A 21,927-nucleotide genomic window follows, 5' to 3' on the forward strand; every position below is an offset into this window, starting at 1 on the left:
CGTCACATCGGTGGTCAGATAGGCCGCGCGCGTCGTCAGGCCGATCCAGCCGCGACCTGCTGCGTTACGCCCTTCGGCCACGCGCCGCAGATCGGGCATCCCGTCTTCGAGCCGCATCACCGCCCCCCCAAGGCCCTCGCTCAGCGGCTCCAGCCGCAGGCCTGAGGCGATGGTGTCCTCGAATTCACGCGGGGCGGCGGGGCCCAGGGCGATCACGCTGTCGAATGCCCCCTCGGCCAGCCGATAAAGCCCTTGTTCCGCATCCATGATTTCGGCGGTAAAGCGACCGGGCGCGGTTTGCACCAACGCCATCTGTGTCACTGTGCCATCGGGCTCGGTCACGCTGAGCGGGCCCACGGCATCGCCCAAGGTGCGCCGTGTCACGCGGATCGTCTGGCCATCGGTCTGTGCGACCAGCGCCTCTTCCTCCAGCTCGGGCTCGCCCATCATCCAATGCGCCAAACGGCGCAGCATCTCAAGCTGGGGGCCGCCGCCTTCATAGCCGCGATCCCATAGCCATGCATGGTCCGAGGCCAAAAGCGCCACGCGCCCCTCGCCCACCCGGTCCAGTATCAACAGCGGCGCATCGCCATCGCCGGTCATCACCGTCTGGCCCGATTGTACCGTCACTTCGATCTGGCGCATCCAGCGGCCCCAGGGCTGGTCGCTGTCTGGCAAGGGTTGATGCGCCTCTTGCAGCCCCGCCGTGACCGGGTGTCGTTGGCCCAGTTCCGAAATCCTGGGCACAAAGGGCGCCTCGATCACCCGCGCGGTGGGCATTCCCGGCAAGATATCCGCCAAAGGCGAGCGATAGAGCGACGCGGCCGAGGCATAATCGGGCCCCGCCGCCACCAGCAGCGCGCCACCGTCTTCGACATAGCGGCGGATGTTGTCGAAATAGCTCAGGGGCAAGATGCCGCGCCGGCGGTAGCGGTCAAAGATGATCAGGTCGAAGTCATCGACCGAGTCCATGAACAATTCCCGCGTGGGAAAGGCAATCAGGCTCAGCTCGGTCACGGGCACGCCATCTTGCTTGTCGGGCGGGCGCAGAATGGTGAAATGCACCAGATCGACAGAGGGGTCGGATTTCAACAGGTTGCGCCATGTGCGCTGGCCCGGATGCGGTTCGCCCGAAACCAGTAGAACCGACAGCCGGTCGCGGATGCCGTTGATCTGCACCACGGCGGCGTTGTTGCGGTCGGTCAATTCGCCCGGCGCCCCGTCGATGATGAACTGCACCACGTTGCGGCCCGCCTGATCCAGCGTCAGGGGCAAGCGCAGCGTCTCGTTTGTGGGCACAACAAAGCTTTGGGCGGGGGCACCGTCGATGGCGATGGCAATCCCGGCCCGGCCGGCAAGATCGGCGGGCACAGCACCTTGATCGTCGATCCTGAGGGTGATCAACAATTCCTCGCCGATGATGCCAAAGGCGGGGGCGGTTTCGATCACAAGGCGGCGGTCCCAATCGGTGGCGCGCCCGGTCAGCAACGCATGCAGCGGCGCGGGCAGATCGGGCACAATCTGGGCATCGTGCAACTGCCCATCGGTGACGATGATGGCCCCCGCCACGCGCGCGCGGGGTTCTTCGGCCAACAGGCGCGACAGCGCCGTCATCGCCAGCGTGCCACCATTGTCGGGGTCATCGCCCACGCGCGCCAGACGCATCTCCATGCCCAGCGCCGCGATGTCGGCCTCAAGCGCGGCCAGGGCCGCCTCGGTCTGCTGGGCGCGGTCGGAAATGCGCTGGCTGGCGGATTGATCGACCACGACCAGCACGATGTCGGACAGCGGCTCGCGCTGTTCGGATTGCAGCGACGGGTTGGAAAGCGCGGCCAGCACCGCGACCGCCCCCGCCAACCGAAAGGGCCAGCCCGACAAGCCCCGCCAGATCGCCAGCGCCACGATCAGCACGCTTGCGCCCCCCAGCGCCCAGATCATCCAAAGCGGCAAAAGCGGATCGAACAAGATCGTCTGTGCCATGGCTATTGCCCCAACCGATCCAGAAGTGCGGGCACATGCACCTGATCGGATTTGTAGTTGCCCGACAGCACATGCATCACAAGGTTGACCCCGAACCGGAGCGCGATCTCGCGCTGGCGGTCGCCGGTTGCGCCGCGACCCACCGGATAGGATGGCCGGCCGGCCGCATCTTGCGCCCATGCCGCGGCCCAATCGTTGCCGCCGATCAGAACCGGGGTCACCCCATCGTTGAGGTTGCGAAACGGCATCCCCTCGACCTGTTCGGCGTCGGCGGGGGCGGCTTCGACCCAGATATCACGGCCCGGATGGCGACCGGGAAAATCTTGCAGCAGATAAAAGGTGCGGGTCAGCACGTGATCGGGCGGGATGGGTTCCAGCGGCGGAATGTCAAGCGCCGCAGCCAAGGCGCGCAAACGCCGTCCTTCGGGGGTGCCGGACCCAAGACCGCCCAGATGGGCGTCGCGCGTGTCAAAGATGATCATGCCACCCGAGCGCAGATAATCGTTCAACCGCCGATAGGCCGCGGCCGAGGGCAAGGGCTGGTCGGGCGCGATGGGCCAGTAAAGCAGCGGAAAAAAGCTCAGCTCATCGGTTTCAAGGGTCACGCCCATGGGTGCGCCCGGCTCGACCGATGTGCGCTGATAAAGCGTGTTCGACAGCCCCTGAAGACCCGCGCGCGACATCTCGTCAAGCGTGACGTCGCCGGTGATGACATAGGCCAGCCGCACATCGGATGTGGCCAGCAGGGCCAATTCGTCCGCGGGGCTCAAGACGGCCTGTGCCTGCCCGCCTTGCGGAAGGGCCAGCGCCACCACCAGCACCCCGGCACCCCGCACCAGCCCCGACAGCCGCCCGGCCAGCCAAAGCGCCGCCAGCGCATCCACCAGAAGCAAGATCAGCGCAGCGCTGAGAAACCCGGCCATCAACTCGGTCGGCGCGATCACCTCCAACCCCTCGACCGGCACAAGGGCCGGCCAATCCGCAGGCACCAGCACCGTCTCGGCGCCGATCACATTGCGGGCGATGCGGCGATCATCGGCGGCGTAGAGCCCCGGCAACAGATCGGCCGACAGGGGTGCGGCGGCCAGATCGGCCCCGTCGACCCCGGGCCGGTTGCCCGCATCGCGCAGATGCCCAAAACCGTCCAGCACCTGTTGCGGGGACCACAGCGTGCCGACCAGATCGACCGCCGCGGGCGTGGCAGCGGGCCGGGTCGAGATCGCCAGCCGTTCCAGCATCTGCACAAACAGCCCCGACAGCGGCAGCGTCGACCAATCCGCATTGGCCGTCACATGGAACAAGACGACCGACCCTTGCCCTTGCGCAAGGCGCGTGACCAACGGCGTGCCATCACTGAGGGTTGCGATGCTGCGGGCGGCAAGCTCGGGATCGGGCTGGGCCATCACCTGAGCGGTGACGGTGACATCGGCGGGGATCGCCAGACCGAAAAAGGGCGAGGTGTCGGCAAAAGGGCTGAGCGCCTTGGGTTCCCCCCAACTCATCGCGCCGCCCACCGACCGCCCGCCCGCGCGCAACCGCACCGGCATCAGGGGGCCCGCCGCATCGCGCGCGACATCGGACGCGGCCAACCGCGGCCCCGCAAAACGCACCAAAAGCCCGCCGCGCGCGACCCATGCGATCAGCGCCGCCTCCTCCTCGGGGGCGAGCGTGGCGATATCGACCAGGATGATGACATCCGGGCTTGCCATCAGCATATCGCCCAAGGCGCCTTCGATCAGATCAGCGCTCGGCGCCAAAGCCTGACGCAGGTAATGGAGCGGCGACAAAAGGGATTGTTGCTCATCAGCGGCCCCCCCGGAAATCAGCGCCACCTTGCGGCGTTGCAGTGCATCATCGGTCAGCGCCACGCCCCCGGCGCCACTCAGCCCCGCGATCTCGAACCGGGTGATCCGGTTGCGGAGTTCCGGGGGCAGGTCGAATTCCGCCTCGGCCAACGTCGCGCCGGCCTCAAAGCGCACGGGCACACGGGCCAGATCGCGGGCGATACCCGCCGGATCCAGCCCATGGGCGATGACATCCACCGCAAGCGGTGCATCGCCCAGCCGGATCAGATCCGCGCGCACCACCCCATCCTCGAACCGCGGCGGCCTGAGCGCCACCAGATCGCGCGCGCCCTCGAACACCGACACCGGGCCCAAGGCCATCAGCGCATCCGTCAGATCCGCCCGCCCCGGATGATCCAGCCCATCGGCAATCCACCATGTCTCGACCGGGGCCGACAAACCCCCAGCCCAGCGCGCAGCAGCCAGCATATCGGGCGCAAACGGCGCAGGCATCAGCAAAGGCAGGCGCGCGGCCCAGGCATTGGCCGCCTGCACCGTCGGATCGCCCACCGGCAGATCGGTCAACTGCACCAGCGCCACGGGGCGGCCCGCGCGCGATGCCTCATCCAGCAACAGGGCCGTGCGATCCAACTGGGCCGACCAGTCGCGCGCCGCGGCCCAAGAGCTGTCCATCACGATCAAAAGCGGGCCCGTGCCAGCCCGCTCGGCCTGTGGGTTCAGGATCGGGCCGGAAAAACCGATGATCGCCGCCGCCAGTGCGGCCATGCGCAACACCAACAGCCACCACGGTGTCTTGTCGGTCTGGCTGTCGTCGTCTTTCAGGCCCAACAACAACGCCACACCCGGAAACCGCCGCCGAATGGGGGCGGGGGGCACTGCGCGCAAAATCCACCACAAGACCGGCAGCGCGATCAGCGCGCTAAGCAAAAGCGGCATCGCAAAGGCAAGCCCCGCGATCATGACCGCACCCGTTCCAGGGCGCGATAAAGCCACAACAACGTCGGCTCGGCGGGCTGGTCGGTATGGTGCAGATGATAGCGCCATCCAATGCGCCGGCAGATGTCTTGCAGATGTGCCTTTCGCGCGGCCAGCCGGTCAAGATAGGCGTCGCGCAGGCTGCGTGCCTTGAGGGTTTCAAAGCGGATCGCGCCGGTCATCGATTCAAACACCGTGCGCCCTTCAAAGGGAAAGACCTCTTCGTCGGGGTCAAGGATCTGCACCAGGGCGCCCTTGACCTCGCGGTCGGCGGCGCGGCCCACCGCCGTCTCGATCGCCGAGGCATCGCCAAGGAAATCCGAAAAGAACACCGCGCGACTGCCCAAGGGCATGATCTGAGGGCGGGGGGCGCCGTAATCGCCGGGCTCATGGGGTTCCATCAAGGCCGCCGCCATGCGCATCAGTTGCGTGGCCCCGCCGCGGGGCGGATCGTTCAGATGGGTCAGGCCGACACGCTCACCGCCGCGCACCGCGACAATCGCCAGCGCCATCGCCAAGGTTTGCGCGCGGCGCAGCTTGGGCGGGCGGGTGCTGGCGCCCGAAAACGTCATTGCAGCCGCATCATCCACCCCGATCATCACCGCCTGCGCGGCCTGCCATTCGGTCTGGCGGATGAAATGCCCATCCGACAGGGCCGACCGGCGCCAATCGATCTGTCGATAGCCATCCCCGGGCTGGGCAGGGCGATATTGCCAGAATTCATCGCCCGTGCCCGCACGCTTGCGCCCATGCACCCCAAGCAGCACGGTGGCCGCCAGATGCTGGGCATCGGCCATCAATGCAGGCAAGCCTGCCGCGACCGTTTCAGCCCGCGAGCGCAGCGTCTGGGGCGTATGCAGCGCCGGGTCGCTCAAGCGGCCAGCCCCTTCCGGCTGACACTGGCCGTGACCTCATCGATGACCTGTTCCAGCACCGCCCCTTCGGCGCGTGCGCCATACCCAAGCGCCATGCGGTGGCTCAGGACCGGGCGGGCCAGTGCCGCCACATCCTCGGCCGAAGGGGCAAGGCGCCCATCCAGCAGCGCGCGGGCGCGCACGGCCAGCATCATGGCCTGCGCGGCCCGTGGACCGGGCCCCCACGCAACGGTGCGGCGTACAATCTCGGGCGCCTCTTGCCCATCGGGGCGGCAGGCGCGGACCAGATCAAGGATCAGCTCTACCACGCCTTCGCCCACGGGCATCCGCCGCACGACGGCTTGGGCCGCGATCAGCGCCTCGGCGGTAAAGACGGCCGGCGCGCGCGCCTCATGCGTGCCGGTTGTGGCCAAGAGAATACCGCGCTCGGTCGCGCGGTCGGGATAGGCCACATCGATGCGCACCAGAAAGCGATCCAGCTGCGCCTCGGGCAAAGGATAGGTGCCTTCCTGCTCGATCGGGTTCTGGGTGGCCAGCACATGAAAGGGGCGCGGCAAGGCGCGATGGGTGCCCGCCACCGTCACCTCGCGCTCCTGCATCGCTTGCAGCAGCGCAGATTGCGTGCGGGGGCTGGCGCGGTTGATCTCATCGGCCATCAACAGCTGGCAAAACACCGGCCCCTCGATAAAGCGAAAGGCGCGTGCGCCATCGGCGCCCGTCTCCAGCACCTCGGAGCCAAGGATATCGGCGGGCATCAGATCGGGGGTGAATTGCACGCGGTTTGCGCTCAGGCCCATCACCGTGGCCAGGGTGTCGACCAAAAGCGTCTTGCCCAGCCCCGGCAGCCCCATCAACAAGGCATGCCCCCCCGACAGCATCGCGCCCAGCGCAAGATCGACCACCTCGGTCTGGCCGATGATGCGGGTGGCGATGGCGTGCCGGGCTTGCGCCAGCTTGGCGCCCAGTGCTTCGATTTCGGACACAAGGGCGTCAGGATCAGACATGGCAAGGCTCCGCTGGGTGATTACGCATTCCCGTGCTATCAGACCTATTGCGCACAGACCAAATGGCAAAGCACGAACGGGACAAAAGATCGTGACGGATGCTCAGACACCAAACACCGACCAGCTTGTCCGCGCGGCCAAGGCCGCAGAAAAGACCGGGCGCTTGCCACCCATCCACCTTTGGAACCCACCCTTTTGTGGCGATATCGACATGGAAATCCGCCGTGACGGCACATGGTTCCACGAAGGTACGCCCATCGGGCGGCCCGCTTTGGTGCGGCTGTTTTCCACCATCCTCAAGCGCGAAGGCGCGCGCTATTTTCTGGTCACTCCCGCCGAAAAAGTGGGCATCCGCGTCGAGGATGCGCCCTTTGTCGCACAGGATCTCGAGGTGACAGGCAAGGGCCGGTCACAGATCGTCACCTTTGTGACAAATGTGGGCGACCGCGTGCCGGCCGGCCCCGATTGCGCCATCCGGGTAGAGCACGACGCCAGCGGCGCCCCGCGCCCCTATGTGCATGTCCGCGCCGGGCTCGAGGCGCTGATCGACCGCAAAAGCTTTTACCGGCTGGTCGATCTGGGACAAACCGGCCCCGAGGCCGAACAAGGCTGGTTCGGGCTTTGGTCGAGCGGCGTGTTTTTCCCGTTTCTTCCCCTTGATGAGCTGGCGCCCTGACCGCGGGTGGCGGCAAATGGTCTTAGGCGACCGCGCTGCTTCGGCCGCGTGTGTTGCCGGGGCGGCCGACCTTGGGCGCTGACGCGCGCGCGTCCATGCGGGCCATTTGTGCTTCGGCGCTGGCCAGATCGGTGACGGTCAGAACCGAAACCGGCAGGCCCGCGATGCGGTCGGGCCGGTTGATGATGTGCCCCGACAACAAGACCGTTGCATCGGGCCGGGCATTGCCGATGGCCGCCAGCAGCCGCCGCAGCGCCGGATAGCTGTGATCGCCCGCGCAGCTCAACCCGATCACCGGCCTGTCGTCACGGGTGATGCGGGCCAGCAATTCATCATGCGTCAACCCCACAAGCAAGCTGACATCCCATCCGCCCCGGCGAAACAGATCGGCCGCCATCATCACGCCCAGCGTGTGCATTTCGCCGGGAACAGCGGCGAAAACCGCACCCGGTCGCGTGCCGCGGCCCGCAACGGCGCGGCCTGCCGGGATGCGGCGCAAGATGGATTGGATGCGGGTGGTGGCCATCGCCACCTCGGTGAAGGGCAGGCGATCGTGATCCCAAAGCGTGCCAAGCCGCCGGGCGGCAGGGGCAAGATGGTCGCGGCACAGATCCTCGACCGACAGACCCGCCGCCAAAAGATCATCTACAAGAATTCCCGCCGCGTCCTCATCGGGGTCGCACAGGGCAAAAGCCATCGCTGCGGCGCAAGGATCGCCCAGAACGGACTGGGCATCGCGTGGAACCCCACGTGGCGCGAGCTGGGCGCACAGGCGCACCAAAGCGGCACGGGCAAGATCGGCCAAGGCATCTTGTCGGGACGCGTCGTCAATCGCCACCAGCGAAAGAAATTCGGTCGTCTTGGTCATTGCGGTCGTTCTTTTCAACTCATGTCCGGTTCAGCCCGGAACCGGCCCTGTTTCTCTGGCGCAGCGTGTTTCCTGTCACCAGTTGTACACAGAATAAACTGTCAAGCAAGATTTACATTTTCTACGCTCAGGCAATCGCACGCCGTGCCGGGCAAGCGCCCGTTCGTTCCACCGCGCATGGTGTGTGCAGCGCCCGCAAAGCGGCTGGAACGCGGATTGATCGCGATGGCAGCAGGGACAGCACCCCGTGACAAATGGGTGCGCAGCCACCGCGTTTGATCGGCCAGGCGTGCAACTTTCCTGCTCTCTCAGGGCCGCGCTCCGCGCGAAACCCTAAGGTTGCGATAGGAATTTGGATTGCCGGGTTGGCGAAAGACACCAAATATCGTAGATCATCCGCTCCATAAGCATCACAGGGAGGTTATCATGAAACTCTTAAAGGCCATCGCAGCCAGCACCCTGCTGGCGGCTGCAACGCCCGTTCTTGCACAAGAGCAACTGTCGATCGCCACCGGCGGCACGGGCGGCGTCTACTATCCCATGGGGGGCGGGCTTGCGGAAATCATCAACGCGCATGTCGATGGCTATTCGGCCACCGCAGAGGTGACCGGCGCCTCGGTCGAGAATATGGGTCTGATCGCCACCGGCGATGCCGACATTGCATTTGCGCTTGCAGATACCGTGCAGCAAGCTTTTGGCGGCACCGGCCGCTTCGAAGGCCAAGCACTGCCCATGCTGCGCGGTCTGGCCGTGTCCTATGCCAATATGGTGCATATCGTGGCTCTGGAGGGCAGCGGGATCACCGCGCTGGCGGATCTGCGCGGCAAACGCGTGTCCATCGGCGCGCCCGGTTCGGGCACCGAGGTGAACGCGGCCGCGATCCTGAACGCCAACGGCATCACCTATGATGACATCGACGAACAGCGCCTGAATTTCAACGAAACCGCCGATGCGCTGGCCAATGGCGACATCGATGCAGGCATCTGGTCGGTGGGCGCGCCGACCTCGTCGATCATGAACCTTGCCACGACGAATACCATCGTCTTGATCGCCCTGTCCGAAGCCGAAATGGCCGCCGCGCAAGCTGTCGACCCGGTATTCGCGATGACCAGCCTTCCGGGCGGCACATATGAGGGCGTTGCCAACGATACCGCCGTTCTGGGCGTGCCCAATGTGCTGGTCGTATCCTCGGACATGTCCGATGATCTGGCCTATGCGATCACCCGCGCGATGTTCGAACAGATCGAGGCGCTGCGCGCGGTCCATCCGGCCGCCAACGAGACCTCGGTCGAATTCACCATGCTCGCGACCCCGATCCCGCTGCACCCTGGCGCCGTCCGCTACTACGAGGAAATCGGCGCCACCATCCCCGACGCGCTGCGCCCGTGAGCATCAAGGCCGGAGGGGGGCGGTGTATCGCCCTCCTCTTGTACCTGTTGGCCACATCGCAGGTCGTCACGGCCGAAACGCTGGTTGCTTCGCTTGAGGACGGCACCGAGATCGCGCGCCTGTCCGTCCCGGAGGGATCGGGATGGTGCGTTTTGTGGAACCATTCGGTGCGCGGCTTTCCGGTGTCGGACTGCTATGAAAACCGAGGCGGGCAGATGGTGCTGGTGCGCGCCCATCTGCCCGATTTCGCAGCCGGTCTTGACCATATTCCCGGCCGTGGGCGGCAGGTATCGGATGGGCAGGGTGGCTACTGGATCCTTGATATCAACGAAGCGGTTGCGGGCAACGCCTATATCTTGCGCCCCGGCGAAGCTTCGGTCGATCACCGGCTTCGGGTCGGTGAACAGATCGTCTCGCTGTCGGCGCGCGCGCCGCGGCAACGGGTGCGGATCGAACTGACAGGGGATTGATGCGGATGGCCACCGATACCGACATGCCAATGGCAAGCCACCCACAGCCCCCGATCGTGCTGCGTGCGATCGCCGTGGTCGGCATCGTGCTGTCGCTGTTTCATCTTTACGCCGCGGGTATCCAGCCGCTTGGCCTGTTCTATCAGCGCCCGATCCATCTGGGTTTTATCCTTGTCTTGTGTTTCCTGATCTATCCCGTCTGGGGGCCGGCGCACCCACGCGGCATCACCGGCTGGATCATCGACGCAACCTTGATCTTGTGCGGCGTGGTGGTCGGCGCTTGGGTGCCGATCAACATCGACATCATCGCCAATCAGGTCTTTCCGCGCGACATCGATGTCTGGATGGGCGTTCTGACCATTCTGGTCGTGCTGGAGGGCGCACGCCGCGCCGTGGGTCTTGGCATGACGATCATCGGCGCCGCCTTTGTCGCCTATGCCTTTTCTGGCGCGCGCGGCGAAATGCCGTTTCTTGCCGATTGGATGCCCGGCATCATGAACCATCGCGGCTATTCGCTGGAACGGGTCGCCAGCCAGATGACCTTGGGGGCCGAAGGCATATTCGGGCTGCCGCTTGGGGTAGCGGCGACCTTTATCTTTGTCTTCGTCTTGTTCGGCGCCTTTCTGGAGGTGACGGGCGCGGGCAAATTCTTCATCGATCTGGCCTATGCCGCCACAGGCCGCCAGCGCGGCGGCCCCGCCAAGGCCGCCGTCATCGCCAGCGCAGGAATGGGGTCGATCAGCGGATCGGCCATCGCCAATGTGGTCACGACGGGTGCCTTTACCATCCCGCTGATGAAGCGGCTGGGCTATCGCCCGGCGCAGGCCGGCGGGATCGAGGCCGCCGCCAGCACGGGCGGGCAGATCATGCCGCCCCTGATGGGCGCAGGCGCATTTCTGATGAGCGAGTTTACCCGCGTGCCCTATGGCGACATCGTTTTGGTGTCGATCTTTCCGGCCATTCTCTATTTCGGAACGGTCTATCTTCTGGTCCACATCGCCGCCGTGAAACAAGGCATGAGCGGCATTCCCGCCGCTGAGCTTCCCAGCGTGCGCCATGTGCTGGCCGAAGGCTGGCATTTCTTGCTGCCGCTGGTGGCACTGACCTATTTCCTGATTGCGGGCTATTCGCCGATGCGGGTCGGGTTCTTTGCCATCCTTTCGGTGGTCGCGGCTGCATCGGCCAAGGCATTGTGGGTCTTTTTCGTCACGGGACCCACGGTCGCGGGCCTTGTGGCGCTGTGCCGGCGCGGCCTGTCCCTGACACTGCGGGCGATGGAACTGGGCGCGCGCAATGCGGTGGCTGTTTCCATGGCCTGTGCCGTGGCGGGCATCATCGTCGGGGTGGTGGGGCTGACGGGGCTGGGGCTGAAATTCTCGGCCATGATGCTGGCATTTTCGGGCGGCAATCTGGTGCTGGCGCTGCTTTTGGTGCTGATTGCAAGCCTGATCCTTGGAATGGGCTTGCCGGTGACGGCGGCCTATATCGTGCTGATCATTCTGGTTGGCCCGGCGCTGACCTCGGAATTCGGCGTGCCGCTGTTGATCGCGCATCTTGTGGTGTTTTGGTATTCCCAAGACAGCAACGTCACCCCGCCCGTTGCGCTTGCGGGATTTGCCGGAGCAGCCATCGCCGGATCGAAACCGATGGAGACCAGCTTTCAGGCGTGGAAATACGCCAAAGGGTTGTATCTGATCCCGCTGTTCATGGTGTTCAACGAGGAAATCATCCTTGGCGGCCCCCTGCCCTTGCTGATCTGGAGCGGGACCATCGCCATCGTCGCGCTGGTGGGTTTTGCGGCGGCCATCGAAGGCTATTTGTGGCGCCCCATGGCCTTGTGGCAGCGGGCGCTGATCGTGCCGGGGGTGATCGCGGTGTTCTGGCCAAGCTTCGTGATCGAGGCGGGTGGCGTTGCGCTGATCGTGGCCATGCTGGCCTTGAATTGGTGGGGCAATCGCGGTCAGGCCGATCTTGCGCGACCGGACAGTGTATGACGAAACGTCCCGGCGCGCGGCTGGCCCATCCCCCTAGATGAGGGCGGCCAGATACGCGGTCAGGGGTTGCGCATCTTGGCGGGCGGCCTCGCAACGGGCGACCATCTGTGCCAACCACGGCGGGCTGAACAGAACCACATACCCACCGGGCGCGGGCAAGATCGCACGGCCCCCAAAGATCGCCGCAGCACTCAGGCGCGCACGCGCAAAATCGGTGACAAAGGCGTCGATGCCCGGCGGCAATCTGGCCGGGAAATCCAACAGCCGTGCCATCTGTGCGGTGATCGCCCGATCGCTCAAGACCGCATAGCGGCCCAAGCGGGCGCGCATGGCGTCCAGCACCTGAGCGTCAATCAAGATCACGCCGCGCGTCGCCTGTCCAAGATCAACACCAGGGGCCGAGCCTTTGGCATCAAGAGGCACAGGCGCATCCGTGCCAAGTTCCGCCGCGACCAGTTCCCTGCTTTTGGCGCAGTCGGGCAAGGTGATGGGCAGGTAATGAAAACGCTCGGCCGGTGCCTGACGCCACATGCGCCAACTGACATCCTCCAGCCCGGCGGCATCGCCCGGCAGAAACTGACCGGTGATCTCGCTGGTTGCGGCTTCGGCCGTCGCATGCGCATGGTCCAGGATCGCCGCAAGGCTTTGCGCCCGCGCGTTGTCACCGCTTGCCGCAGCAAGATGCGCCTGAAGCCGAATTTCGGTCAGCAATGCGGCATGGATATTGTCGATCTGCGCATCGCCACATCCGGGCACACCATCGCATCGGGCCAGAAAAGCGCCCAAGCCCCCGGGTGCGGCGATGATCTTGTCAAGCGTGATGTCCAGCACCGGATCGACCAGAACGCTTTTGCGAAATTTCAGATGCCCATAGGCTTGCTGCAGCAACCGGGCGATGCTCCAGGTCATGCGTTGCTGTTGTTCGATGCTCACTGCGCTCACCTTTGCCGATAAAAAAAGGCTGATATCGGCGCGATCCCGCCGGGCTGGAGCAAACACCGCGATTGTGTTTGTCGACAGGACGCACACCTGCACAAGGTGCATGCAAGAGTGCAACACACCCAAGTGCCCAGTTTGGGCATGATGACGTGACCGGCTTGATCGCGCCGTGATCAACTGCGTCCGGGCCGTGGGCCAGCGCTTGTGCCGACTGCGGCTTTGGCACCGCCGGTCAACGCCCAAATTGGGCACGTGCCCCGGTTGAAACCCGGCCCTGAGACTGAACAAATGATGATCCGGCAACACCCACTGGCTGCGTTTTGGGCGCCACCCGGCGGCCCTGCGCCGCATGACAGAGCCTGCAATTCAAAAGGGTGAGCGTAAGTGAACACCAACACACGGGCGGGCCCGGCTGGGACAATCCGGAACTGTCCTTGTATCGGCACCGCAACGGCGCGCCGCGCGAGCCGATCGATGCAACCGGACACCAGCCGTGACTGGCCCAAAGCCATATCCCGGCGCTTGGGCCCGGTCATGTGGAGCGCGTGACGCAACATGGTCGCCAAACCCGGTCAGAAACAACAACGCACCCTGATACAAAGCGCGTTTGGCACGGTTTTTCCTGCCTACCTCAGAAGTTCGGCGCGATTGCTCAACATGGCGCGGCAGCAGTTCGGGGGCGATCTGGATGCGATGTTCATCTTGTGCGTGATCTTGGCCTCTGAGGATAGCACAACGTGGCAGGATGCAGCGTTCGACACGCTGGACCGGCTGCCGCGCATGGGGTCAACCAACACCGCCTCGATCGCGCTGGCCACGGGCATCCCGCGCGCGACGGTGCAGCGCAAGCTGGCCGACCTGACCGCACGCGGCTGGATCGAACGGCGCCCCGTGACCGGCTGGAGCATGACCCCAAAAGCGGCGCAAGAGCTGCGCGGGCTGGCCTTGGAAACGCTGCGCTATCTTGAGGTGATCGTCACCGCGCTGCGCAAAAGCGAAGAGCCGTAAGCCATCACCGCTCAGGCATCGACAACAGACCACAGACGCGATGATCGCTCGCGGCGGTCTTGTTTCTGCGATCGACAGGTAGGGGCGGGCACAAGACCGCATCGCACAGCCGGGCCGCATCGCTTTGCGCCTGTTCCAGCAGCCGCAGACAGATGCGCCCCTGGATCTCGATTTCTTCGTGGTCGGCGCCTTCGGGAAAGATGTGGATGATCTCATCAATCAGATGCTTGAGCGAGCTTGCCAGATGTTCCACATGCGGTGCGGTCGTTGCAGATGTCATATGCATGTCCATTGTCGATCCTGTTGCCCCGGCCATTCAGCGCCGGGGGGCCAATTCAGACTCTGTTCGGAACCAACGACCGACACGCAAAGACCGACAACACAGCAAGCTCCGAATCAGAAGGTGACTTCATCACATCACCTCTTTACAAAGCCTCCACGTCAGAACCTTACGTGGATTACCGACCGACCATGGCCTTCGAGAAAAGTCTTTCCTTGTTGCGTTTGGCCGAAATGGCCGCAGCCCGACATCAGGGCGTGTGCTTGCTGGATGTGATGGAAGAATTCGCGGTCAACCAACGCACCGCGCAACGCATGATGCGCGGGCTGGAAGCGGCCTTTGCAAGCGTGGTGCATTCCATCGACGATGACCGGCGCAAATGGTGGAAGCTGCAAGATGCAACCGTTCTGCGATGGCAGGGCGTCCGCGACAGCGAACTGGCCGCACTCGACATGAGCATCCGCCGCGCCCGGCGCGAGGGCGCCGATCTGGATGCGGCCGCCCTTGTTTGCTTGCGCGACAGGATCTTGGCCACCATGCCCGGCCCCCATGCCCGCCGCGCCGAAGCGGATGCAGCCGCCATGCTGGAGGCACAGGGATATGCCTGTCGGCCCGGCCCCAAGGCTCAGATCGCGCCCATGATCCTTGGCAACATCGCTTTGGGCATCAAGGCGCCCTTTGCGCTCGACCTTGTGTATCAGGGCGCGCGCGATACCGATGCCACGCCGCGAAAGGTTGAGCCCTATGGCCTGTTGCTGGGCGTGCGGCAATATCTGGTGGCCCGCGACACGCAACAGGGCGGAGCCTATCGGCGCTTTCGCCTCGACCGGATCACGGATGCAAGGATCACCGGGCAATCTTTTGCCCGCGACCCTGAATTCGACCTGACCAGCTTTGCAGCACAGGCTTTCGGTTCTTTCCATTCCGACAGCGAACACGGCCCGGTCATCTGGCGCTTCACCCCCAAGGCCGCGCCGGTCGCGCGCGATTTCGAATTTCACCCCACGCAACGCCTGATCGACGAGCCCGACGGAAGCCTGCGGGTGGAATTCACCGCCTCGGGTTGGATCGAGATGATCTGGCATCTCTACCAATGGGGCGATCAGGTCGAGGTGGTGGCGCCCGAGGCGCTGAAACATCTGGTCAAGGGTTTCCAGCGACAAGATCTTGAGGTCTTGCCCTAGCACACACCTCGATCACGACAGATGCCCCGAAAAGCACCCGAACCAGGCCAAGGCGCCCGCAAGCTGTCCATGATTTAGGGAAAGTGGCGCACTGGGGAGGATTCGAACCCCCGACCCCTTGATTCGTAGTCAAGTACTCTATCCAACTGAGCTACCAGTGCGTGAGGGCGGGGTTTAACGTCGGCCTCGGGGTGTTGCAAGGAAAAAACCCGCGCAGATCAGGTGGCCAATCCAGCCGGCAACATGATGCGGAAAACGGTGCCATCGGCGTCGGACCGAACCAGTTCCAGCTTGCCGCCATGACCCTTGACCAGCTCGGCGCAGATGGCCAGCCCCAAGCCCGTGCCGCCCTTGCGCACGCCGCCATGAAACGGCTTGAACAGATGCGCGCGCGCCTTTTGCGGAAGGCCTGGCCCCGTGTCTTGCACGCCGATTTCCCAGCCCTCGTCGGTCTCGCGGCCGGTGATCGTCACGCTGCCGGGATTGCCGGTGGCCGCAATGGCAAGGCGGGCGTTGCGCACAAGGTTCGACAAGACGCGGTGCAATTGTTCGGCATCCGCGCGCACCATCAGCCCCGGTGCCACGTCGCAGCCATATTCAATCGCTGCACTGTCGTCGCTGAGCCGTTCGTTTTCGATCACATCCTCGACCAAGCCGCGCAGGGGCAACCGCGTCAATTTGGGTGCTGGTTCTTCGGCCCGCCCAAAGGCCAGCGTCGCCTCGGTCAGATGAATGGCCCGGTCAAGCGATGCCAAAAGCCGGGGCGCGATGCGTTGCACGGCCGGATCTTGCGATGCCTCCAGACGGTCGCCCAGCATGGTGGCCACCGACAGCATGTTGCGCAGATCATGGCTGATCTTGGCCACCGCCTCACCCAGTTGGGCCAAACGCTCACGCTGTTTGAGGGCCCCGGTCAGCTCGGTCTGCAAGCTGTTCAGCGCGTCCTCGGCATCGCGCAATTCGCGCACGCGCCCTTGTGGCTGGATGATGCGTGCGGGGTCCTCTGGTGCCGCGGCATAGCGTGTCATGCTGGCCACAAGACGTTTGATCGGGCTGACCATCAATTGGCGCACGGCAATAAACAGCAGCACCGCCGTAAAGATCGAGATCACCGCCGACAGCGCCAGAATGCGCAGGCCATAATCGATCAGCGCCGCCCGCAAGGGTTCGGTCGGCATGGTGACTTCGATCAACAGCCCCGCTTCGCGCACCGGTTCCCCGATCACGCGAATGACCTGCGGTTCGGGGTTGACCATGCGCGCCAGCGCGTCGCGCATCAAGACCCAGCCCGGCGGATCGCGCAGATCATAGGTGGCCGAAATCTGCGGCATCGCATCTGACGACAAGATCAGTTGCCGCACCGCATCGCGGCGCAAGACCACGTTCAGGACTTCGGCGTTTTCCAAAAGCTCGGCCTCAAGCGCCGCGTCGATGCGCCGATCCGTGGCCAACAAGGCAAGCGAGGCGATCTGTGCCCGTTCCAAACGCGCCAGCAGGTAATCCTCGCGGAAGCGCGCGACAGAGGGCACGAAAATGAACACTTCGGCCAGCATCACAAAGATGATGGTCAGGATCAGAAACCGCCCTGAAAGTGTATGTCCCACACGAACCCCGGTCTGCCCGACGGATCAGGGAAGCCGCTGCACGAAGCGCACCACCCGTTTCACCCATGGGCTTTCAAACAGCCTTGGGGCAAAATAGGCACCCGCGACGCGTTTGTTAATCTCTCCCAGTGTGGGATAGGGCGAAATCATCCCCGCCACAGCCGAGATTTTCAGCCGTGCGGCCAGCGCAAGCGCCCAAACCTGGATCAATTCGCCCGCTTGCGGCCCCACGATCACGGCCCCAACGGGGCGGCCGCGCACCACCATCACCTTGGCAAAGCCCTGCGCCTGGCCGGTGGCGATGGCGCGGTCATTATGGGCGAAATCAGCCCGCACGATGGTCAGCCGCGCACCATGGATCTTGCGCGCCTCGGCCTCGGTCAGGCCGACTTGCGCAAGCTCGGGATCGGTATAGGTGACGCGCGGGATATGGTCGGAGCGCCCGCGCGCCCGCAGGCCAAAGAGCATCGATCGCACGATCACGCCCGCCTGATAGCCCGCGACATGGGTGAATTGCGCGCCGCCCGTGACATCCCCGATGGCAAAGATGCGGCGGTTGCTGCTGCGCAGGCCCGCATCGACCGCAATGCCCCCTGGCCCGTGATCGACCCCCGCCAGATCCAGCCCCAGCCCATCGACCACCGGTTGCCGCCCGATGGCGATCAACAGATGGGTGCCTGTCACGCTCTGGCCTTGGGCGGTGTCCACGCGCACAGCGCCCGCCTGGCCGGATACGGCGGTGACGGCCGCCCCCTCGTGGATCGTCACCCCCTCGGCGCGCAGCCGCGCCAGCACCAGCGCCACCGCCTCCGGGTCGTCGCGGCCCAGCGCGCGCGCAGCTTCCACCACGGTCACGGCGCTCCCCAGACGGCGATGGGCCTGTGCCATTTCGATCCCGATGGGGCCGCCGCCAATGATGATCAGATGATCGGGCCGCGCGCTCAGATCAAAGAGCGTCTCATTGGTCAGATACGGCACATCGCCCAGACCGGGAACAGACGGCACCGCTGGGCGCGATCCGGTGGCAATCACAAAGCGCCGTGCGGTGATCACATGGTCCCCCGCCGTCAGGGTCGTGGGCGAGCGGAAGCGCGCCCTTGCGCGGATGACGCGCACGCCAAGGCCCTCGAATCGGGCTTGGCTGTCGACCGGCGCGATGCGCGCGATCACGCTGCGCAGATGATCCTTGGCTGCGGCGAAATCGGGGGCGGGATCATGCCCCGCCACGCCAAAGGCCGATTGTGCGGTCTGATGCGCCTTGTGGGCGGCTGCCAGCAGGGCCTTGGACGGCACACAGCCGGAATTCAGGCAATCGCCCCCCATCTCGCCTGCTTCGATCAGCACGACGCGCGCGCCCATCTGCGCCGCGCCCGCCGCCACCGACAACCCGGCAGCGCCCGCGCCGATCACGCAGATATCTGTGTGGATCATGGTCATCCGATGGTCTTTCCGCCGCGCAAGGCCTTGAGTGCGACCGGCAAGACGGCCAAGGCACACAGTCCCAACAGCGGCATCAGGATCGCGGGCTCAAAGATCAGTCCCAGATCGGGCGTGTCGCCGCGGGCCAGGACCTCGGACATGCCCGCGCCGACCGAAGTATAGACCAACGCCCCCGGCAAGATGCCCAAAAAGGTGGAAATCACATAGCGCCCGAGCGGCACCTGAAGAAACGCGGGCACCAGATTGGCGACGAAAAACGGCACCGCCGGCACCAGACGGATCAAGAACAGCATCGACCATTGATTGTCATCGATCCCGTCCTTGATGCGCTTGACCAGCCCTTCGGCCGCCTCGAGCCGGGCACCGATGCGCGCGCCGATGCCCATGCGCACCGCCACAAACAGGGCACTTGCCCCCAAGGTGGCCCCCGTCACATTGAACAAAACGCCCGGAAAGGTGGCGAACAAGAAGCCACCCGTCAGCGTGGCGATCAGCGCGCCGGGCAGCGAAAAGGCCACGATCGCGGCATAAGCCAGGATGAATGCCGCCGCGCTGGCCGCGTAATGCGCATCGCGCAGCGCCAAAAGCGCATCGCGATTTTGCGCCAAAGCCTGAAAGCTGATCTGATCACTCAGCCACCACCACCCCAGCCCCGCGCCCAGCGCGAGAGCGATCAACGGCAGCGCGCGGCGCAGCGCAGTGGGGCGGGGTTGGGTCATGGTGCTGGGCATCGATGCATCCTGCGGCAAGATTGACAAGTAGATGCGCCATTGCGGCCCGATCCGACAGGGGGGTCACGCCAGCTTGATCGGATGTAACAAGACCGGGCCAACCCATGCAGCCCCGGGGCCTGGTTTCTCCGCGCTGGGCAAAAAAGCCGCCGCTTTGCGCCTGCGCTTTGTTGACAGCCTGCGCGCCATTCCGTAGATGCCGTGCTCTAGCGGAGATTCCCTTGGGCCGCTGAGGCGCGTGATGCACGCGACCCGGTCCGATCGAACCACGGAGAAGATAAATGTCGAAGCGTACATTCCAGCCGTCAAACCTTGTGCGCAAGCACCGCCACGGTTTCCGTGCGCGCATGGCCACCAAAGGCGGCCGCAAGGTGCTGAGCGCACGCCGCGCGCGTGGCCGGAAGCGTCTGAGCGCCTGATCAAGGTCGGACCGATGGTCCCTGATGCGCCTCCGCCGGGTGATGGCCCGCCGGGGGCTTTTTCTGTCCTGCGCCACCGCGCCGATTTCCTGCGTGCCGCCCGCGCCCAGCGTGTGCCTTTGCCCGCCCTGTTGCTGCAAGCCCGCCTGCGCGACACGTCAGAGCCATCGCAAACAGCGATCCGCGTGGGGTTCACCTGTTCCAAGAAGGTGGGCAATTCCGTGGCCCGCAACCGTGCCAAGCGCCGCCTGCGCGAGATTGCGCGCGCCGTCGTGCCCGTGGATGGTCAACCGGGCTGGGATTATGTGCTGATCGGGCGGGCCGATGCCACCGCCACCCACCCGTTCGAGGCGATGAAGGCCGATCTGGCCCGCGCCTTGCGAAAGCTGCACCGATGAGCCCGCTTGCCTATCTCGTATCGCTGCCCGTGCGCTTTTACCGATTGGTCTTCAGCCCCTGGGTTGGCCACGCCTGCCGCTATCAGCCGACCTGTTCAGCCTATGCGATGGAAGCGCTGGAAAGGCACGGCGCGATCAAGGGTGGTTGGCTGGCCGCGCGCCGCATCGGGCGCTGTCACCCCTGGGGCGGGTCGGGGATCGACAATGTGCCGGATTAAGCTCACCGGCGCTTTTCAAAGGTGATGATCACCTCGCCGATGGTGACGCCAAAGCGCTTCATATAGGCCCGGTTCAGCAGCCGATCTTCGGCCAGAAGCCACATCCAGTCATCAAAGGCGAAACGCGTTGTCCCGCCCCCCGGCAGGGGCAGGTCGATGGTGTAGCGCCAATTGAAGGTATCACCGCGTTCTTCGCCAAAGGCTTCACCAACCACGCCCGGCGCCGTGCCGCGCCATGTGTCGGGGCCGGTCTTGATCAGGGTCCAGATGCGCTGTTCGGTCGATGCGTCTTCATAGACGAAATCCTCGACCAGGGTGAGCCGCTCACCATCCCATGTGCCGGTGATCGCCACTTCGAACCGGCGGCGCACGGTGCCAAGCACATCCTGAAACTGCCCATGGGCCACCAGATCACCCGCGAAAAATTCCTCGAGGTTCAGCTGTCGGCCGGACAGTTGCGGATCGTCCAACGCCGGGCGGCCGGCACAAGCCGCAAGAAACAGGACACAGGCAAGAACAGCACGGCGCATGACAGACCCTTTCGCTGCGTCACGAGGTAACGCGCAAGCCCCGCGCGGCAAGCCCGCTTGACCTTGGCGCGGCGCAAGCCCTATGGCGGTGCGACCGCGCGCTGCGGACAAAACCCATGGGGCCGCCATGCTTGACGATGCCGACGACATCCATCCGCTGTTTAACGGCGCCCCTTCCAGCACCGAATTCAAGAAACTGCGCAAGCGGATCATCCGCGAAACCCGCGAGGCGATCGACCGTTATGCCATGGTCGACCGCGACCCCAACGCCCCGCGCCAGAAATGGCTGGTGTGCCTGTCGGGCGGCAAGGACAGCTACACGCTTCTGGCCGCGCTGACCGAATTGCAATGGCGCGGGCTGTTGCCCGTCGATCTTCTGGCGTGCAATCTTGATCAGGGGCAGCCGGGCTTTCCTGCAACCGTCTTGCCCGAGTTTCTGACCCGCATGGGCGTGCCGCACCGCATCGAATATGCCGACACCTATTCCATCGTGATCGACAAGGTGCCCCAGGGGCGAACCTATTGCGCGCTGTGCTCCCGGCTCAGGCGGGGCAATCTCTACCGGATCGCCCGCGAAGAAGGCTGTAGCGCCGTGGTTTTGGGCCATCACCGCGACGATATTCTGGCGACCTTTTTCCTGAACCTGTTTCACGGCGGCAAGCTGGCCACGATGCCGCCCAAGCTTTTGAACGACGAGGGCGATCTGTTCGTCTATCGCCCGCTTGCCCATGTGGCCGAGGCCGATTGCGAGGCGTTTTCGCGGGCCATGAATTATCCCATCATCCCCTGCGATCTGTGCGGCAGTCAGGATGGGCTGCAGCGTCAGGTGATCGCGCGCATGCTGGACGACTGGGAAACCAGGGCACCGGGACGCAAGGGCAAGATATTCTCGGCGCTGATGAATGCGCGCCCCTCGCATCTGCTGGATCCGGCGCTGTTCGATTTCGCGGGGCTCAAGCGCAGCGTCGATCACACGGATGATTGCCTCCCTCCCGCCGGCTGACGCATCGCGACAGGAATTGCCCCTCACATCCCGGGCCAACAGATGCGCGACCAAGGTGCTTGGCCCCGGGCCGCGCCGAAAAGGCCCCTTGACCTTTTGCCCCCTGATCTGTTGAACCCGGTCGAACACCAATCGCG

21 protein-coding genes and 1 tRNA gene are annotated in these 21,927 nt (G+C 64.8%); 10 read left to right on the plus strand and 12 right to left on the minus strand.

Annotated elements, in window-relative coordinates:
• From Q0094_RS07205 to Q0094_RS07220, 4 genes are all read right to left on the minus strand, one after another.
• The coding region (locus tag Q0094_RS07205; protein WP_297617005.1) for a hypothetical protein at positions 1-1,980 on the minus strand (1,980 nt) is incomplete at its 3' end.
• Between the two features lie 2 nt (positions 1,981-1,982).
• Positions 1,983-4,745: a DUF4159 domain-containing protein gene (locus tag Q0094_RS07210; protein WP_297617008.1), complete on the minus strand. Its 2,763-nt coding sequence runs from the start codon at positions 4,743-4,745 to the stop codon at positions 1,983-1,985.
• Entirely contained in the window at positions 4,742-5,635 is an 894-nt protein-coding gene (locus Q0094_RS07215; RefSeq protein ID WP_297617011.1) for a DUF58 domain-containing protein, read from the minus strand. Before Q0094_RS07215 ends, Q0094_RS07210 begins: the two co-directional genes overlap by 4 nt.
• Positions 5,632-6,639 (minus strand): MoxR family ATPase, encoded by a 1,008-nt coding sequence (locus Q0094_RS07220; RefSeq protein ID WP_297617014.1) that lies wholly within the window; start codon positions 6,637-6,639, stop codon positions 5,632-5,634. Before Q0094_RS07220 ends, Q0094_RS07215 begins: the two co-directional genes overlap by 4 nt.
• Positions 6,640-6,727: 88 nt before the next feature.
• Here Q0094_RS07220 and Q0094_RS07225 point away from each other — a divergent pair, with 88 nt between their 5' ends.
• On the plus strand, positions 6,728-7,315 hold the full coding sequence (locus tag Q0094_RS07225; RefSeq protein ID WP_297617175.1) for a DUF1285 domain-containing protein: 588 nt from the start codon (positions 6,728-6,730) through the stop codon (positions 7,313-7,315).
• Positions 7,316-7,337: 22 nt separating this feature from the next.
• Here the strand turns inward: Q0094_RS07225 and Q0094_RS07230 are convergent, their stop codons facing one another.
• The gene (locus Q0094_RS07230) at positions 7,338-8,183 is read right to left on the minus strand and encodes a cobalamin-dependent protein (RefSeq protein ID WP_297617017.1); all 846 of its coding nucleotides are present in this window, start codon (positions 8,181-8,183) and stop codon (positions 7,338-7,340) included.
• A gap of 426 nt (positions 8,184-8,609) precedes the next feature.
• Between Q0094_RS07230 and Q0094_RS07235 the strand changes: the two genes are divergently transcribed.
• From Q0094_RS07235 to Q0094_RS07245, 3 genes are read left to right on the plus strand one after another with little or no spacing between them, the layout of a single operon-like run.
• Positions 8,610-9,572: a TAXI family TRAP transporter solute-binding subunit gene (locus Q0094_RS07235; protein ID WP_297617019.1), complete on the plus strand. Its 963-nt coding sequence runs from the start codon at positions 8,610-8,612 to the stop codon at positions 9,570-9,572.
• A gap of 47 nt (positions 9,573-9,619) precedes the next feature.
• The gene (locus Q0094_RS07240) at positions 9,620-10,042 is read left to right on the plus strand and encodes a DUF1850 domain-containing protein (RefSeq protein ID WP_297617022.1); all 423 of its coding nucleotides are present in this window, start codon (positions 9,620-9,622) and stop codon (positions 10,040-10,042) included.
• 5 nt (positions 10,043-10,047) lie between these two features.
• The gene (locus Q0094_RS07245) at positions 10,048-12,036 is read left to right on the plus strand and encodes a TRAP transporter permease (protein WP_297617025.1); all 1,989 of its coding nucleotides are present in this window, start codon (positions 10,048-10,050) and stop codon (positions 12,034-12,036) included.
• 33 nt (positions 12,037-12,069) lie between these two features.
• Here the strand turns inward: Q0094_RS07245 and Q0094_RS07250 are convergent, their stop codons facing one another.
• Positions 12,070-12,969 carry a hypothetical protein gene (locus Q0094_RS07250; RefSeq protein WP_297617028.1) on the minus strand — a complete coding sequence of 300 codons (900 nt, stop codon included), beginning with the start codon at positions 12,967-12,969 and terminating at the stop codon, positions 12,070-12,072.
• Positions 12,970-13,632: 663 nt separating this feature from the next.
• On the opposite strand from Q0094_RS07250, the gene Q0094_RS07255 reads away from it, so the two are divergent.
• Positions 13,633-13,983 carry a helix-turn-helix domain-containing protein gene (locus Q0094_RS07255; protein WP_297617031.1) on the plus strand — a complete coding sequence of 117 codons (351 nt, stop codon included), beginning with the start codon at positions 13,633-13,635 and terminating at the stop codon, positions 13,981-13,983.
• A 4-nt stretch (positions 13,984-13,987) separates the two neighbouring features.
• Here the strand turns inward: Q0094_RS07255 and Q0094_RS07260 are convergent, their stop codons facing one another.
• Complete coding sequence (locus Q0094_RS07260; protein WP_297617034.1) at positions 13,988-14,263, minus strand: hypothetical protein; 276 nt, start codon at positions 14,261-14,263, stop codon at positions 13,988-13,990.
• A 173-nt stretch (positions 14,264-14,436) separates the two neighbouring features.
• Here Q0094_RS07260 and Q0094_RS07265 point away from each other — a divergent pair, with 173 nt between their 5' ends.
• Complete coding sequence (locus tag Q0094_RS07265) at positions 14,437-15,447, plus strand: YafY family protein (RefSeq protein WP_297617037.1); 1,011 nt, start codon at positions 14,437-14,439, stop codon at positions 15,445-15,447.
• Between the two features lie 84 nt (positions 15,448-15,531).
• On the opposite strand, the gene Q0094_RS07270 is transcribed toward Q0094_RS07265, so the two are convergent.
• The 4 genes from Q0094_RS07270 to Q0094_RS07285 form a co-directional block, all read right to left on the minus strand.
• Positions 15,532-15,608: transfer RNA gene (locus Q0094_RS07270), tRNA-Arg, on the minus strand.
• A gap of 57 nt (positions 15,609-15,665) precedes the next feature.
• On the minus strand, positions 15,666-17,051 hold the full coding sequence (locus Q0094_RS07275) for a HAMP domain-containing sensor histidine kinase (RefSeq protein WP_297617041.1): 1,386 nt from the start codon (positions 17,049-17,051) through the stop codon (positions 15,666-15,668).
• A 24-nt stretch (positions 17,052-17,075) separates the two neighbouring features.
• Positions 17,076-18,488 (minus strand): FAD-dependent oxidoreductase, encoded by a 1,413-nt coding sequence (locus Q0094_RS07280; protein WP_297617044.1) that lies wholly within the window; start codon positions 18,486-18,488, stop codon positions 17,076-17,078.
• The gene (locus Q0094_RS07285) at positions 18,485-19,210 is read right to left on the minus strand and encodes a VTT domain-containing protein (RefSeq protein WP_297617047.1); all 726 of its coding nucleotides are present in this window, start codon (positions 19,208-19,210) and stop codon (positions 18,485-18,487) included. The genes Q0094_RS07280 and Q0094_RS07285 overlap by 4 nt, the downstream gene beginning before the upstream one ends.
• Before the next feature lie 293 nt (positions 19,211-19,503).
• Between Q0094_RS07285 and rpmH the strand changes: the two genes are divergently transcribed.
• From rpmH to yidD, 3 genes are read left to right on the plus strand one after another with little or no spacing between them, the layout of a single operon-like run.
• Positions 19,504-19,641: a 50S ribosomal protein L34 gene (gene rpmH, locus Q0094_RS07290; protein ID WP_297617049.1), complete on the plus strand. Its 138-nt coding sequence runs from the start codon at positions 19,504-19,506 to the stop codon at positions 19,639-19,641.
• Between the two features lie 14 nt (positions 19,642-19,655).
• Positions 19,656-20,039, plus strand: coding sequence for a ribonuclease P protein component (rnpA, locus tag Q0094_RS07295; RefSeq protein ID WP_297617052.1), 384 nt, complete (start codon positions 19,656-19,658; stop codon positions 20,037-20,039).
• Positions 20,036-20,257: a membrane protein insertion efficiency factor YidD gene (yidD, locus tag Q0094_RS07300; protein ID WP_297617055.1), complete on the plus strand. Its 222-nt coding sequence runs from the start codon at positions 20,036-20,038 to the stop codon at positions 20,255-20,257. Before rnpA ends, yidD begins: the two co-directional genes overlap by 4 nt.
• Positions 20,258-20,259: 2 nt before the next feature.
• Here the strand turns inward: yidD and Q0094_RS07305 are convergent, their stop codons facing one another.
• Positions 20,260-20,787: a DUF3833 domain-containing protein gene (locus Q0094_RS07305; RefSeq protein ID WP_297617058.1), complete on the minus strand. Its 528-nt coding sequence runs from the start codon at positions 20,785-20,787 to the stop codon at positions 20,260-20,262.
• 127 nt (positions 20,788-20,914) lie between these two features.
• Here Q0094_RS07305 and ttcA point away from each other — a divergent pair, with 127 nt between their 5' ends.
• Positions 20,915-21,790 carry a tRNA 2-thiocytidine(32) synthetase TtcA gene (gene ttcA, locus Q0094_RS07310; RefSeq protein WP_297617061.1) on the plus strand — a complete coding sequence of 292 codons (876 nt, stop codon included), beginning with the start codon at positions 20,915-20,917 and terminating at the stop codon, positions 21,788-21,790.
• Positions 21,791-21,927 lie beyond the last annotated feature (137 nt).

The sequence above is a fragment of the uncultured Roseicyclus sp. genome, assembly GCF_937892565.1.
Taxonomy (GTDB): domain Bacteria; phylum Pseudomonadota; class Alphaproteobacteria; order Rhodobacterales; family Rhodobacteraceae; genus Roseicyclus.